General features: G+C 64.1%; 11 protein-coding genes and 1 tRNA gene. 8 read left to right on the forward strand and 4 right to left on the reverse strand.

Features of this window, described 5'->3' with window-relative positions:
• Nucleotides 1-37: 37 nt before the first annotated feature.
• From K9F62_13250 to K9F62_13265, 4 genes are all read right to left on the reverse strand, one after another.
• Nucleotides 38-1468 carry an aminopeptidase gene (locus K9F62_13250; GenBank protein ID UJX39683.1) on the reverse strand — a complete coding sequence of 477 codons (1431 nt, stop codon included), beginning with the start codon at nucleotides 1466-1468 and terminating at the stop codon, nucleotides 38-40.
• A 91-nt stretch (nucleotides 1469-1559) separates the two neighbouring features.
• The gene (gene selA / locus K9F62_13255; GenBank protein ID UJX39684.1) at nucleotides 1560-2963 is read right to left on the reverse strand and encodes an L-seryl-tRNA(Sec) selenium transferase; all 1404 of its coding nucleotides are present in this window, start codon (nucleotides 2961-2963) and stop codon (nucleotides 1560-1562) included.
• 122 nt (nucleotides 2964-3085) lie between these two features.
• Nucleotides 3086-4378, reverse strand: a complete 1293-nt coding sequence (locus tag K9F62_13260) for a bifunctional folylpolyglutamate synthase/dihydrofolate synthase (protein UJX39685.1) — start codon at nucleotides 4376-4378, stop codon at nucleotides 3086-3088.
• Nucleotides 4359-5141, reverse strand: coding sequence for a 3',5'-cyclic-nucleotide phosphodiesterase (locus tag K9F62_13265; protein UJX39686.1), 783 nt, complete (start codon nucleotides 5139-5141; stop codon nucleotides 4359-4361). The genes K9F62_13260 and K9F62_13265 overlap by 20 nt, the downstream gene beginning before the upstream one ends.
• A 112-nt stretch (nucleotides 5142-5253) precedes the next feature.
• On the opposite strand from K9F62_13265, the gene K9F62_13270 reads away from it, so the two are divergent.
• From K9F62_13270 to K9F62_13305, 8 genes are all read left to right on the forward strand, one after another.
• Nucleotides 5254-5330: transfer RNA gene (locus K9F62_13270), tRNA-Arg, on the forward strand.
• A gap of 504 nt (nucleotides 5331-5834) precedes the next feature.
• Nucleotides 5835-7361, forward strand: a complete 1527-nt coding sequence (locus tag K9F62_13275) for a sulfatase (GenBank protein ID UJX39687.1) — start codon at nucleotides 5835-5837, stop codon at nucleotides 7359-7361.
• A gap of 49 nt (nucleotides 7362-7410) precedes the next feature.
• The gene (locus K9F62_13280) at nucleotides 7411-7719 is read left to right on the forward strand and encodes a thioredoxin family protein (GenBank protein ID UJX39688.1); all 309 of its coding nucleotides are present in this window, start codon (nucleotides 7411-7413) and stop codon (nucleotides 7717-7719) included.
• Between the two features lie 10 nt (nucleotides 7720-7729).
• Nucleotides 7730-8650 carry an FAD-dependent oxidoreductase gene (locus K9F62_13285; GenBank protein ID UJX39689.1) on the forward strand — a complete coding sequence of 307 codons (921 nt, stop codon included), beginning with the start codon at nucleotides 7730-7732 and terminating at the stop codon, nucleotides 8648-8650.
• Nucleotides 8651-9094: 444 nt separating this feature from the next.
• Nucleotides 9095-10483, forward strand: coding sequence for an MFS transporter (locus K9F62_13290; GenBank protein ID UJX43205.1), 1389 nt, complete (start codon nucleotides 9095-9097; stop codon nucleotides 10481-10483).
• A gap of 435 nt (nucleotides 10484-10918) precedes the next feature.
• Complete coding sequence (locus tag K9F62_13295) at nucleotides 10919-12706, forward strand: hypothetical protein (protein ID UJX39690.1); 1788 nt, start codon at nucleotides 10919-10921, stop codon at nucleotides 12704-12706.
• The gene (locus tag K9F62_13300; protein UJX39691.1) at nucleotides 12681-13364 is read left to right on the forward strand and encodes a response regulator transcription factor; all 684 of its coding nucleotides are present in this window, start codon (nucleotides 12681-12683) and stop codon (nucleotides 13362-13364) included. Before K9F62_13295 ends, K9F62_13300 begins: the two co-directional genes overlap by 26 nt.
• Before the next feature lie 389 nt (nucleotides 13365-13753).
• Nucleotides 13754-15220, forward strand: coding sequence for an outer membrane homotrimeric porin (locus K9F62_13305; GenBank protein UJX39692.1), 1467 nt, complete (start codon nucleotides 13754-13756; stop codon nucleotides 15218-15220).
• The last annotated feature ends 207 nt before the right edge of the window (nucleotides 15221-15427 follow it).

Below are 15427 nucleotides of genomic sequence, written 5' to 3' on the forward strand. Positions count from 1 at the left end.
TTGATGCCCCCCGGACCCCCCTTACAGGGGATCGGGGCTAGCTCGAAAGAAAGGCTTTGTAGGCCAGCACGGCGGTGTAGACGTCGGCCGCGCTGGTGATCTCGAAGGGGCTGTGCATGCTGAGCACGGCCGGGCCGAAGTCGATGATGTCCATGCCGTAGACGGCCAGGAACTTGGCCACCGTGCCGCCGCCGCCGAGGTCCACCTTGCCGAGTTCGGCCATCTGCCAGGGAATGCCGGCGCCGTCGAGGAGGTTGCGCAGCCAGGCCACGTACTCCGGATGGGCGTCGTTGGCCCCGACCTTGCCCCGGTGCCCGGTGAACTTGCAAAAGACCGGCCCATAACCAAGCGTCGCGGAATTGAGCTTTTCGTGCAGGTCCTGGTAGTCCGGGTCAAGGGCGGCATGCACGTCGGAAGACAGGGCCTTGCCGGCGGCCAGCACCCGGCTTTTGCGCGCGCCCGGGTCCCAGGCGTCGATCAGGTCTTCCAGGCAGTACTCGAAAAAGCGCGACTTGGCCCCGGTGGAGCCTTCGGAGCCGATCTCCTCCTTGTCCCAGAACAGCACGATCTGCGTGTGCTCCGGCGTCGGATTCTCGAGCAGGGCGGAAAGGGCGGTGAAGACGCACACCCGGTCGTCCTGGCCGTAGCCGCCGATGAGCGCCTTGTCCAAGCCCACGGGCCGGGCCGCCCCGGCCGGAACGGCCTGCAACTCGGCGCTGTAAAGGTCGGCTTCCTCGATGCCGTACTTGTCGTAGAGAAGCGAGAGGACCTTGGCCTTGATCGGGTCCTTGGCCTCTTTTTTCTCGCAGCCCTCGGCGGCCTCGGGCGCGGCTTCGGGGCTGTGGCCGATCAGGATGTTGAGCTTTTCCGCCTCGAAGGCGTCGGACAGCTTCTGCTCCACCTGCTTGTAGGCCAGATGCGGCAGCAGGTCCGGGATGGCGAAGACCGGATCGGACGGGTCCTCGCCGATGGTCACCGGGATGACCGTGCCGTCCTTTTTGGCCACCACGCCGTGCAGGGCGAGCGGCCGGGCCAGCCACTGGTGCTTGCGGATGCCGCCGTAGTAGTGGGTTTTGAGTTGGGCCACGCCGCAGGATTCGTAGAGCGGGCGCTGCTTGAGGTCGATGCGCGGCGTGTCGCAGTGGGCGCCGACCAGCCGGAAACCCTCGCGCAGGGGCTTTTTGCCCTTGCGGGCGATGAACACCGTCTTGCCCTTCATGACGCGAAAGACCGCGTCGCCGGTAAACTCTCCGTCCGGACATTCGACATAGCCCGCCTCGGCGAGGGCCTTGCGCGTGTAGGCAACGGTTTCGCGCTCGGTCTTGCAGGCGGTGATAAAGGCAATGTAGCGGTCGGCCAGCTCCCGCATGCCGGCGCGCTGCTCCGGGGAGGCGTAGGTCTCCCAGCAGCTTTTGGCCTCGATGGCGTGGGAGGAGGCACCGTTTTTCGTTTCGTTTGCATCGCTCATATCGCTAAGGCTCCTTCAATAATGGCAATGGGGACATAGTAAGCGCCCAGGCCCCTGGTGGGAAGCCCCCCGGACCTGTCGCGCAATGCACCTAGCCGGCCAGGGCCGCGTCCAGGACCCGGGCCACGAGTTTGAGTTCATCGTCGGCCAGGGTGCGCGGGTCCAGGAGAAAGGCGTCGCCCTCGATGCGCCCGACCAGCGGCGGGTCGGTGACGAGCAGCCGTTCCCGCAGGGCGTCCGGCGACGGCGCGCCGGCAAGGGGCGTCAGGGAGACCAGCGTGGTCGGCAGGTCGTGTTCCGGAAAGGCGCCGCCGCCGACCCGAGAAGCGCCGGGCAGGGCTTTGACGGCATAGCGTCCGGCCAGGGATTTTTTCAGGATCGCGGCCAGCCGCCGGGCTTTTTTGGCCAGCGCTTCCGGCGCGGCGGTGATCATGGCCAGGGTCGGGATTTCCTTTCTGGCGGTTGCCGGGTCGAGGTAGAGGCGCAGCGTGGCCTCGAGGGCGGCCAGCGTCATCTTGTCGATGCGCACGGCCCGGTTGAGCGGATTTTTGCGGATCGCCTCGATGTATTGGGCCTTGCCCACGAGGATGCCGGCCTGGGGGCCGCCGAGGACCTTGTCCCCGGAAAAGGTCACGATGTCCGCGCCCGAGGCCACGGCCTGCTGCACCGTCGGTTCGCCGGGCAGGCCGATGCCGGCGAAATCGGTCAGGTTGCCGCTGCCGAGGTCCTCCATCACGGGCAGGTCATGGGCGCGGCCGATGGCCACCAGTTCCGGCAGCGAGACTTCCTTGGTGAAGCCGATGATGCGGTAGTTGGAGGCGTGGACCTTGAGCAGAAGCGCCGTGTCCTCGGTGATGGCGTTTTCGTAGTCCCGGGGATGGGTGCGGTTGGTGGCCCCGACCTCGCGCAGGATGGCCCCGGATTTGGCCATGACCTCGGGGATGCGAAACGAGCCGCCGATTTCGACCAGCTGGCCGCGCGAGACGATGGCCTCGCGGCCCTTGGCCAGGGTTTCCAGGGCGATGAGCACGGCGGCGGCGTTGTTGTTGACCACGAGCGCCGCTTCGGCCCCGGTGAGCTTTTGCAGGATCGCCACCACGTGGCTGTAGCGGCTGCCGCGTTCGCCGGCGGCGAGGTCGAATTCCAGGTTGGAGTAGCGCCGACAGGCGGCGGCCGCGGCGTCGATGGCGGCGTCGGCCAGAAGCGACCGGCCGAGGTTGGTGTGCACCACCACGCCCGTGGCGTTGACCACGCGCCGGAAATGGGGCCGGCAGGCAGCCACGGCGAACCGGGCGCATTGACCCGAAAGCGCCTCGGGGGCGAGCTGGGCCGGATCGGTGATGCGGCCGGCCTTGATGTCGGCGCGCAGCCCGTCGAGGAAATCCGTGACCGCGTCATGCACGAGCGGGCGCGGCGCGGCGGCGAGATCGGGCAGGGCGGCCAGATCGGCCAGGACCGCGTCCACGGCGGGCAGCAGGCGAAAGAGGTTTTGCACGGGCGCTTCCGGGAAGTTCGGGTTGGCGGCGCGCGCAGCCAACCGGCAACGTCATAAGGATATTGCCGCAGGCGCGTCGCAGCCGCGTGGAAGCATCAGCCTAGCCGCAAACCCGGGCAAGATCAATTTTGCGGCGCGGCGAAGAGCGCTGCCAGCAGGTACATGGAGCCGCACACCAGCACCGTCCCTTCCAGGCGGCGCACGGCATCGAGGGCGGCGGCCGGATCGGCCACGGCCCTGGCCCGATCGCCCAGGGCGGCCACGACTTCCGCCGCAGGCCGCGCCCGGGACACGTCCAGCAGCTCGGGCACGTAGATGGGACCGGCGGTCAGTCTGGCGGCCAGGGGCGCGATGGCGGCAAGGTCCTTGTCGCCAAGGCAGGTGAAGATCAATCCCGCGGGGGCGATGCGCAGGGACGCGAGCGCCTCGGTCAGGGCGGCCAGCGCCGGCGGGTTGTGGGCGCAGTCCAAAAGCAGCCCCGGGGCCATGTCCGGGAGCTTGAGCAGATGGAGCCGGCCGGGGAGAAACGTTTCAGTCAGCGCCCGGGACAAGGCATCGGGGTCCGGCGCGATGCCGAGCAGGTCGGCGCACAGGGAGAATCCGGCCAGGGCCAGGGTGGCGTTGTCGGACTGGTGCGGTCCGGCCAGGCGCAGCCGGGCGGTGGGGATCTCCAGGCGCGGCCGTCTTTTGAGCACGGCATGACGGCTTGCGGCGTCGTGGTGGGCCAGTTCGCCGGCAAGGTAGAGCCGCGTGCCCCGCGTCGTGGCCTCTTCCCGAAGAATACGCATGACTTCCGTGGATTGCGGGCCGGTTATGGCGACGCCGCCCGGGACCATGGCCCCGGCCTTGTCCCGGGTGATGTCGGCCAGGGTCGGGCCGATGACCGCCGCATGGTCCATGCCGATGGGCGTGAAAAGCACTACATCGCGGCCAAGGACGGTGGTGGCGTCGCCCGCGCCGCCGAGTCCGGCCTCGTACACGGCGGCTTCCGCGCCCTGGTCGGTGAAAATCCGGGCGGCCATGGCGGTCAGCAGCTCGAAATAGGTGAGCCGGCCTTTTTCGCCGCCGCCGCGCGTGGCGCCAAGAACCGCGTTTGCCGCCGCCACCCAGTCGGCCGGGTCGAGCATGCGCCCGTTCATGAGGATGCGCTCGCGCACGTCCACGAAATGGGGCGACAGGTACAGCCCCGTGGGCAGGCCGTGGGCGGCCAGCATGGCAGCCAGAAAGGCGGCCGTCGAACCCTTGCCGTTGGTGCCGACGACCTGCACGGCCAGATGGGGCAGGGTGGTCAGCCGCATGCCGGCCAGGGCCGCCTGCATCCGGTCCGGCGTAAGCTCCATGTGGAAAAGCCCGAGACTGTCGAGATAGGCCGCAAACGCGGCAAAATCGGTGAAATCAGATGGTGATGCAGTCATGTTCGCGCAGCAGATGGTAGGAATGCCCGGCCAGTTCGCGTTCCAGTTCGTTCTCGATCTGGGCGGCGAAGGGGGCTTTCATATGGTAAATGTGGACTTCGGGGTTGGCGTGCAGCTTGGCCAGTTCGGCGTGCAACAGACGCGGGGTGAGGTGCTTGGAGGCGGTGGCCAGGGTCTCCATGTCGCTGGGGAAGGAGGCCTCGGTGATGAGGTGGCGCAGGGGGAAGGGCAGCGCGTCGCAAAAGCGCCACCAGGCGTCGCAGGGGCCGGTGTCGCCGGTATAGGCCAGATTCTTCGCGCCGCCGTCCTCCCACAACACGTAGCCCGAGGCCGCCTTGGCGTGGTTGACCGGATGGGTGGCCACGGTCAGCCCGTCGATGACGACCGGTTCGCCCGGCGTCATGGGGGCATAGGTCAAAACCGGTGAATTTTCCGGGATGACGGTGAAATCCGGCCAGATGGTGTCGTTTAAAAGATGCGCGGCGATGGCGTCGAGCACCTCGGGCAGGCCGTGGATTTGCAGAGGCGGCCGGTTTTTGCCGGCGAAAAATTCGATGAGGTTGTCGGCCAGAAACAGGATGTCCTTGATGTGGTCCAGGTGGGGATGGCTGACGAATATATGTTCGATGCGGGCCTGGGCGGCCAGATCGAGGGCGGAGGTGACGGTGCCGGCGTCGAGCAGGACGGTGTCGTTGACCAGAAAGGACGTCAGGTTGTGACCGGGGAGGTCCGAGCCGGAGCAGCCGAGCACGCGTAGATTCATGTCTCCCTCCTGGTTGCGGGGACGGCCGGGGTTAAGCAGTTTGGGCTTGCGGTGGTCTTTCGTCAAGAGCGACCTTGACCGCGTGCGGGGGCTTTATTAGGTATGCCTGCACGCGCCCGTAGCTCAGTTGGATAGAGCATCTGCCTTCTAAGCAGACGGCCACAGGTTCGAATCCTGTCGGGCGCACCAATATAGCAAATTTCAAGGGGTTGGGCAGTTTTTTGCCTGGCCCCTTTTTTTCGTGTGGCTCACCGGGGCGGATGACTTTTGGGCGGGCCGACGGGAGTGGGCCCGCAACGACCCTGCCTGGTTGTAGATCAGGAAACGCCTCGCGCTCCCTTGGAGCATGGCCACGGACACGGGCAGGTCACGGAGCCTCATAAACGGCCAGCCGCCGGGTCCGACCCAACCACAAATACTTCTCGACGACGCTCCCGTTCACCTTCTTGGCGATGCGCAGACCGGGCGGGGCGTGGGCGTACCCTGCCAGCGTGCCGCCTGGCAGGTCCATGCACCTCGCAAAAAAAAGTTCCCCGCCTCGTAATTTTACGAGTTGTTGGCTTTGTGAATTTTTTATTAATCCACAGCGAACGGGCACGGCTTGCCGGGCCTGGAAACTGTTACTTGCCGTTTTCGCTTTCTGTGCAGACACCAATGCTGCGGGCAATGAAAGCGAGGAGAAAGGAGGTTCGCATGGCGGACAAGAAAATCAAAAATGTCGTATTTATCATGCTGGATACATTGCAGCACAATTATTTGGGTTGCTATGGAAACAAGACTGTCAAAACACCAAACTTCGACAGATTCGCCCGCAACGGTTTTCTTTTCGAAAACGCCTACAGTGAAGGCCTGCCCACGGTGCCCGTGCGCCGCGCGCTCATGACCGGCCGGTTCACACTGCCGTTTGCCGGCTGGCAGCCGCTGTCCCCCGAGGACACCACGGTCACCGACATTCTCTGGGGCCGCAAGGTCCAGACCGCCCTGGTCTACGACACGCCGCCCATGCGCCTGCCCAAGTACGGCTATTCCCGGGGGTTCGACTACGTGAAGTTCTGCCCCGGCCATGAGCTCGACCACACCACCTACGCCGACGAGCCCCTCGATCCGGGCATGCGCCCCATCGATTACACCTCGCCGACCATGGTCTACAACGAAAAGGGCGAAATGATCGATGACGCGAGCCAGGCCCTGCTCGACGAAATCGAGTGCTTTCTCAAGTTCCGCCAGGAGTGGCGCAACGAGGACGACAACTACGTGAGCGTGGTGGCCCGCGAGGCCGACCGCTGGCTGCGCGACGTCCGCATCAAGACCCGCCCCTTCATGCTCTGGGTCGACTCCTTCGATCCGCACGAGCCTTGGGATCCGCCTTCGGTCTGGACCAAGGAACCGTGCCCCTACGACCCCGAATGGCAGGGCAACCCGCTCTTGCTCGCTCCCTGGACGCCCGTCGAGGGCCGCATCACCGACGAGGAGTGCGCGCACGTCCGCGCCCTGTACGCCGAGAACATCGAGCTCGTGGACAAGCAGATCGGCAAGCTCCTCGACTCCATCCGCGATCAGGGTCTGTGGGACGAGACCATGATCATCATCACCAGCGACCATGGCCAGCCCATGGGCAAGGGCGAGCACGGCCACGGCATCATGCGCAAGTGCCGGCCCTGGCCGTACGAGGAACTCGTGCATGTGCCGCTTATGATGCACGTTCCCGGCCTCGAAGGCGGCAAGCGCCTCAAGGGGTTCGTCCAGAACGTGGACATCGCCCCCACGATTTTAAACGCCCTCGGCCTGTACCAGGATATCAACGACCTGGACAGCGGACATGGCTTCCCGGTCTATGGCTGCATCGACATGCAGGGCAAGGACCTGCTCCCCATGATGCGCGGCGAGGTCGACAAGGTCCGCGATTTCGCCATCGCCGGTTACTACGGCATGTCCTGGTCCATCATCACCGAGGACCACACGTTCATCCATTGGCTGCTCAAGGACGCCAGCCAGCGCGATTACGTCAGCGCCGACAGCCCGGCCAAGGAAATCATGAAGGACGAGGCCATGTGGTCCTGCACCGCCGGGGCCAAGCAGGAAGTGCCGGACAGCGACGAGCTCTACGACCGCCGCGCCGACCCCTTCCAGCTCAACAACATCATCAACGACAACAAGGACCTGGCCGCCGATCTGCTGCAAAAGATCAAGCTCTACATCGGCGAGCTCAAGACGCTTTAATACCATGCCGGGCCGTAGGTGACTGCCTGCGGCCCTTCGAGGATATGCCATGATACAGGAAATCGCTCAGGACGATTACAAGGAAGCAATCGCGGCCACCCAGGCCGGCGTGCTCATCGTGTTCAAGGAGCTGTGCCCACACTGCAAGAACATGGAAAAGGTCATGGAGAAGTTTTCGGCGCTCCTGCCCGGCGTCGCGCTCCTCGGCCTGGACATCCAGAAAAATCCCGACGCGGCGGCCGCCCTCGAGGCCGAACGCGCGCCCACGCTGTTCGTGATCAAAAACGGCGCCGTGGCCCAGAAAAAGACCGGCCTCATGAACCCCAAGGAACTACTGGCCCTTTACAAGGCCTGCTAGGGGACGCGTCATGAAGCCGGTACACCACTACGACTGCATCATCCTCGGCGGCGGCCCCGCCGGCATGACCGCCGGCATCTACGCCGCCCGGGCCAAGCTCAAGGCGGTTGTCCTCGAGTCCAACATCACGGGCGGCCTGGTCAATTCCACCTACACCGTCGAGAACTATCCCTCGTATCCGTCCATCCACGGCATGGAGCTCATGCAACGCATGCGCGAGCATCTCGATTCCTTCGAAGTGCCGGTGGAGGAGGTCTGCGAAGTCGAGCGCCTGGACCTGACCGGAGTCGTCAAGGTCGTGGAGACCGACGAGGCCATCTACCAGGCCCGGGCCGTCATCCTGGCCACCGGCCGCAAGCCCGTGCCCCTGGAAACGCCCACGCCCTGCGATCAGGTGCACCACTGCGCCATCTGCGACGGCGCGCCCTACGCCGGAAAGCGGGTGCTCGTGTGCGGCGGCGGCAACAGCGCCTTCGATGAAAGCCTCTACCTGCTCTCTCTGGGCGTGGCCCATATCACCCTGATCGAGATCATGCCCCGGTTTTTCGCCGCGGCGGCCACCCAGGAATCCCTTCTGGGGTCCGGCAAGGCCGAGGGGCATACCGAAACCCGGGTGGTCGACCTCGAGGTCGCGGGCGACCTGCTGGTGGCGGCCATCCTGGAAAACGTCGCCACCGGCAAGACCTGGCGCGAGGAAGTGGACGGGGTCTTCGTCTTTTTGGGACAGCGCCCGAGCAACGAACTTTTCAAGGATCAGGTGACGCTGACCGAGGCCGGCTATGTGCCGGCCACGTCGGACATGTCCACGAACCTGCCCGGCGTGTTCGCCGCCGGCGACATCGTGGACAAGCCGTTTCGCCAGATCACCACGGCCGTGGCGGACGGCACCGTCGCGGCCCTGTCCGTGGAACGGTTCCTGCGCGCGCGCTAGGAACCGGACCGGCGGCCGGCGCGGCGTTCCGGGAGGCTCGGCCAGGCCCGATTCTCCCGCAGGCTCGGCGGGGAACCGCTCGGGAAGCCCCTTTGGGGCGGCGATACTGCCTTTTCCGCACGCGTTTTTTTAAGGAACGCGGCGCGAGGGCGGCGGGAGATCGGTCCCACCGCCAATCCCTAACGACGAAACGACGAAGCCCGGCGATTGGTCGGGATTCATCGGACGGCTCCACCTGGGGAACCTGCTGTCGGGGCTTGTGAAAAAAAGCGCTTCGCCCCGGGTCTCGAGTCGCGCCTTCGCGCCGGCCGGATCGGGAAGGGGGGATGCGCCGGACGATGCGCGACGGTTAGGACGGTTGGGGAAACGACATTGGCTCAAGCATTGAAAGGAGTGAGAAGCATCATGGCGGAAAGCACCTTGGAAAAAATGGCGGGCCCGGGCATGGGCGCGTCCTCCCTGCTGCCTCAGGGAGAAGCGTGCGTCGGCGTGCCGGGAGAGGCGACGTCGACCGGGCGGTTCGTCAACAACTACTTCGACGGCGTTCCTGTCAGCGGCGTCCACAAGTTTCTTTTTTTCATCATCATGGCCGCCTACTTCTTCGAGCAGCTCGACAACTGGAATTTCGGCTTTGTCGCCCCGGCCATGTCCCAGTCCTGGGGCCTCACGATGACCGACATCGCCACCATTGTTTTCTGGTATTTCATTGGCATGACCTCGGGCGGCTTTCTCGGCGGCGTCATTTCCGACCTGATCGGCCGGCGCAAGACCTTCTTGTGCTCCATCCTCGTCTTTTCCATCTCATCGATCATCACCGGCTTCACGGACAGCTTCGCGATCTTCACGATCTTCCGCGCCCTGACCGGGTTCGGCGTCTTCTGCATGATGGTCACCTCCCAGGCCTACATCGCGGAGATGGCTCCCTGCGAGAGTCGCGGCAAATGGCAGGGGAAGGTGGCGGCCGTGGGGTTTTGCGCGGTGCCGGTGGTCGCCTTTTTGTGCCGCATCATCATCCCCACGGGTCCCGAGGCCTGGCGCTTGGTCTTTTACGCCGGCGGCGTGGGGCTCGTCGCCTTCCTGTTCGGCCTGCGCTACCTCAAGGAATCGCCGCGCTGGCTGGTGTCCCGGGGCAGGATCGCCGAGGCGGAACAGGTCGTGGCCTTCATCACGCACAAGGATATCGACCTGTCCGAGGCGGCCAAGCGGGTGGAGCCCAAAGTGGACGTCATGAACGTGCTGACGGGCATGTTTGCCAGGCGCTATTTGTCTCGCACGATACTGCTCATCCTGCTTTTCATCACCATCACGCCGGCCGGCTTCCTGCTGACGACCTGGACCACGCAACTCATCAAGATGAAGGGTTTTTCCGTCACGGACAGCCTCACCGCCGCCACCATCATCAGCATCGGCGTGCCGCTCGGCTGCTTTCTGGCCTCCATCGTCTCGGACATGGGCGGCCGCAAGATTCCGCTGACGATCCTGTCCGCGCTCACCGGCTGCTGCGCCTTCGCCTTCGCCTTCATGGACGGTCTGGTCGGCCTCATCGCCGCCGGATTTTGCGTGACCGTGTTCAACCTCGCCCTGAACTTCATCCTCTTTTCCTATACGGCCGAGTCCTACCCGACCCGGATGCGCAACACGGCCACCGGATTCCACAACGGCCTGGCACGGCTGTCCGTGTCCGCCTCCCAGCCGCTCATTCCGATACTCCATCAGGCCTACGGCTTTGCCGGCGTGTTCGGCGCGGTGGGCACGCTGTACCTGCTCCCGGTCATTCCGGTGCTGCTTTGGGGCAAGCGCACAGGCGGCAAGAGCCTTGAGGAAATCGAGTAACCCTGGACTGTTGGAGACGGCCTTAACGAGCCGACGCGGGTGCATGACGCATCCGCGCCGGCTTGCGCGCCGTTGGAGCTGCGAGCGGGGGAGGGGACAGACGATGGGGGATGTCGGCTTCGCGGCGTATCATTGGGAGGATAATCCGCTGTGACACGAGGAAATGCAGTTGTTGTGAAAAAACTTGACTTGTTTTGTAGAAATTGGAGACGGTATCCGCCTGCCGCATCTTCTCGCCAGCGCTTTGCAAGCTCCGGGCTTTGCTCAGGCGGCAACCGCGGCCGACCCGGATGGCGGCTGCGCCCGACCTGCCGGTTCATTCCCGAGTGACGAGTTATGGCTTTTTCCCGCAATATCCGTCTGAGGCCTCTTCTGGCCGCCGTTTTCCTCGCTGCGCTCTTTGCGGCGGGAGGCATCTTCCCCTGCCGTGCCGCCGTGTTGCCCCAAGCGTCGCCAGTCAGGGGCGAGAAGCGGGTGGTGGTGCTCTATTCCATGCCGCTCGATTTTCCGGCTACAAAGCTGGCGGAGGAAGGCCTGCACGAGGTGCTTGCCAAGGAACACGGGCTTTCGGTGCAGTTTTTTTCCGAATATCTCGACCTGTCGCGCTTTCGCAACGCCAGCCAGCGGCAGGCGCTTTCCGACCTGTTGCACCAGCGCTACGGCAATATCGCCACCGACCTCGTCGTGACGGTCGATGTCCCGGCCACGCATTTTCTGATGGAAAAGGCGGAGGAAATTTTCCCTGGCGTGCCGGTCGTGGTTTGCGATATCCCGGACCTCTTCCAGAAGGATATCCTGGCGTCACCCATCAGCAAACGGGTCAGCGGCGTATTGGAGCCGGCCGGGCTGGCCGGCGACCTTGTCGCCTCGGCCCTGCGGCTGCGGCCGGAAAGCCGGCATGCCGTGCTCATCTCCGGGGCCTTCGAGAACGACCAGATGCGGGCGGCCACGCTGCGAAACGCGCTTTTGCGCCTGGAGCCGCGCGTAACGCTCATCAATCTGCGGGGGCTTTCTCTGGGCGAGATCGTGGACCAATGCCAGTCCCTGCCGTCGGATTCCCTGATTTTTTTTTCGACGCTCTTCGTGGACACCAGCGGTCGCTTTTACGTGCCGCGAAACGTCATCACGTCCATCTCCGCCTATACCAAGTCGCCCATCTGGGGACCGTACGATTCCTATTTCGGCAGCGGCATCGTCGGCGGCCCCATGCTCAGCATGCGACTGCAGGGCGAACATGCCGGCAGGATCGCCCTGCGCATCCTTTCGGGCCAGTCACCGGCCGATATCCCCTTCGATTCCGGGGAGGGGACCATGATCACCCAATACGACTGGCGTCAGCTCAACCGCTTTCATCTCGACATTTCCCAACTGCCGCCGGACGCCAAAATCCTGTACCGCGAGGCCACGACCTGGGATCGCTACAAGTACTACATCGTCGGCATCGCCACGCTCTTCGCCCTGGAATCCATGCTGGTGGTCGGGCTCTTTTTCAATCTGCGACAGCGCAAAAAGGCCGAGGAAGCGCTTTTGGCCAGCCAGCGCGAGCTGCGCACCCTGGCCGGGCGGCTCCTCTCCTCCCAGGAAGAGGAACTCAGCCGGCTGTCCCGGGAGTTTCACGACGATTTCGTGCAGCGTCTGGCGGCCATGGCCATCGAACTCGGGACGGTCGAGATGCATGCGCCGTGCCTCGACGCCGGCATGCGCGCCAAGATGCTCCATCTCAAGGATTCCATCATCAGTCTTTCCAACGACATGCATGCGCTGTCCCGGGAGCTCCATCCGTCGATTCTCAAGGATTTCGGCCTCGAAAGCGCGCTGGGCGCCTTGTGCCGCAATTTCGCCGACCGTGAAGGCATTCAGGTGGATTGTCGTCTCGGGGGGATTCCCGAGCGGCTGCACCTGGACACGGCGCTGTGTCTGTACCGTGTCACCCAGGAGGGGCTGCGCAATATCGCCAAACACGCCCGGGCGCGGTATGTGGGCATCAGCCTGGAATGCGGCGAAGGGCGCATGGTGCTGACCATTCGGGACGACGGCGCGGGGTTCAAGCCGCAATGCGCCAAACTCACGCCCGGAATCGGTCTGGCGAGCATGCGCGAGCGCGTGCAGTACGCCAAGGGCGCGTTTTTTATCCGATCCGAACCGGGGCAGGGGACCGTCATCACCGTTTCGGTTCCCGGGCGCAAGGAGCCTTATGATGAAACCGAAAATCCTGCTGGCTGACGACCACCGCCTGGTGGCCGAGGGCGTGCGCGGCCTGCTTGAGCCGGACTACCATCTGGTCGGCATTGTGGAGGACGGCCGCGCCTTGCTCGATGCCGTGGAAAAGCTGCGCCCGGACGTCGTCGTGGCCGACGTCTCCATGCCGCTCCTCAACGGCATCGACGCCGTGCGCCAGCTCAAAAAACGCCACGAGTCCCTGGTCGTCATCTTCCTCACCATGCACATGGACGTGCAATACGCGGCCAGCGCCTTTGACGCCGGCGCGTCGGGCTACGTGCTCAAACATTCCGCGCCGTCGGAACTGCTGACGGCGATCAGCTGCGGGCTTAAGGGCAAGACCTACATCACGCCGTTTCTGGCCGGCGACCTGCTCCAATATCAGCGGGACCGCCCGCCCGCATCCATGGATGCCCTGGCCCAGCTCACGACGCGGCAGCGCGAGGTGCTCCAGCTCCTTGCCGAAGGCCTTTCCGTCAAGGAAGCCGCTGTCGTGCTCGGCATCTCCTCGCGCACCGTGGAATTCCACAAGTACGCCATGATGGAGGCGCTCAGGCTCAAAAGTTCCGCCGAACTGATCCGTTTCGCCGTGGAGCACACCAAGGGCGTCTCCTCCGCGGACACTGCAGAGCGCCGCGGCACCGTCAAGCCGCAATCCTGAGTCGGACCGCGCTGGCGTTTTTCCCTGTGATCCTGCCTGGCGGCGCCGGTCGCATCCTGCCGTGCCGCGTGCGCCGCACGTGAAGCTTGCCCGCCGGCCCGTTGCATCTCCCTCCCCTCGAAAAGAAAAGAAGCAAGACTCGTAATTTTACGAGTTTTGCCGGTACCCGATTCCACGTACCCCTCGTGAAACAAAGAACAAGGTCATGGCGAAACGGCGGCACAAGCCGTTTTGCCGGAAACCGGGAGACCGTACGGCGTCATGCCGGCCGGCATCCGGGGCTCCCGTCACACCGGGGAACGCCCTCTCCCGCCTTGTCCGAAAGCGTGTGGCAAAGGGGTATTGGAATTTGTGAAAACGCATGTTTTGCGTCAACCGGGGAGTACTTGATGAAACGGTGGTTGTTGTGTGTGTTTCTGGGAATCGCGGTCTTGGGGATATCTTTGTCGGCGTGGGCGGAAACCAACGTCAAGATGCGCGGCGACGTGTTCATCATGGGGAATTTTCACGTCAACCATAACTACACGGGCTGGACGAAGACGGGAACCAAGACCGAGGACAACTTCGAGATCTGGCAACGGTACCGGTTGCGGGCCGACTTCGAGGCCAGCAAGTCCGTCTATTTCCGCCTGGGGCTGCGCATCATCGACACCTGGGGCGCGGGCACCTACACCGCCGCCAATCCGGCCGCGGCCATCCTGGTCGATGTGGCCTACCTGCAATTTCGGGTGCCGGACACGAAGATCCAGGTCCTCGCCGGTTACCAGTATGTGGGGCTGCCCCAAAACGACATCTTCAACGGCAGTGTCATCTACAGCGACCTCATGGCCGCTTTGACGGTCCAGGCCCCGCTCGTGCCGGACACCCTGTCGGTGATCGCCGGTTTCGGACGGCTCTTTGACGCCAACCGGACCTACGATACGTCCACGACCCAGGTCAGCGACGAATTCGACGCCTATTTCCTGGCCCTGCCCGTGACCGTGGAGGGTTTCAAGGCCACGCCCTGGGGCGCGTTTGCCCTGGCCGGTCGCGACGCCGTCTACACCTACAAGAACACCGCCGACTTCGCCGAACTCGGCAACAGCTTCAACAACGCGCTGTTTTCGGCCGCCAGCGTGGCCAACATGGCCGAACCGACCGGCCTGGGCCGTTGGAAGAATTCCCAGAATCCCTATTTCTGGGTCGGCGGCGCATTCGAGGTTTCGGCGCTTGATCCCCTGCGGTTTTACGCGGACGTGATTTACGGCGAAGGCGCGATGAACGACACCAAAGCGGCCAAGCGCCACGGCTGGATGGTCGATTTCGCCGCCCAGTACACGGGCCTGCCCTCCATGACGCCCCAGGTGTTCGGCTTCTGGTCCACGGGCGAGGACGCCTCCACCCGCAACGGCTCCGAGCGCATGCCGTATATGCGGTCGGCCTGGGGCCCGGGCAAGAGCTTCCTGTTTGAATGCGGCCAGGACCTGCCCCGCGACACCACCACCTACACGAGCCCGGTCGGCATCTACGGCTTCGGCGTTTCCCTCGACAACATCAACTTTGTGGAAAAGCTGAGCAACCGCGTGACGTTCGTCTACGTCCACGGCAACAACAGCCCCCGGGCCATCCGCGCGGCGCGGCTCTTAAATGCCTCCTACATGACCATGGGCCACGACTTGTCGGAAAACGAGCATCTCGTCGGGCTCAATCTGGACACCAAATACAACCTGTATGACTGCCTCGACCTCGTCAGCCAGATGGGCTGGGCGCACGGGCAGTTCCAGGAAAGCGTCTGGGGACACCGACTGGCCAGCCAGGCCGCAAGCAAAGGCGACAACACCTGGTTGCTGGCTGTGGGGCTGATCTACAAGTTCTGATTTTCCGACACGAAAAGGCATGATTGAAAGGGGTTGGGTCTTGTTTGGCCTGACCCCTTTTTCGTGTGGATGACCGGGGTGGATAACATTTTTTTGATAACAATTTTTGATAATTGAGAAATTTTTGACAACATTCGGGCAGACGTTGGCCCGCGTCGGGGCAGACGGCGGGCATTGCGCGGCGTACGCACAGTCGGGTTCCGCTTT

Origin of the sequence: Desulfovibrio sp. JY (genome assembly GCA_021730285.1) — a bacterium.
Classification (GTDB): Bacteria; Desulfobacterota; Desulfovibrionia; order Desulfovibrionales; family Desulfovibrionaceae; genus Solidesulfovibrio.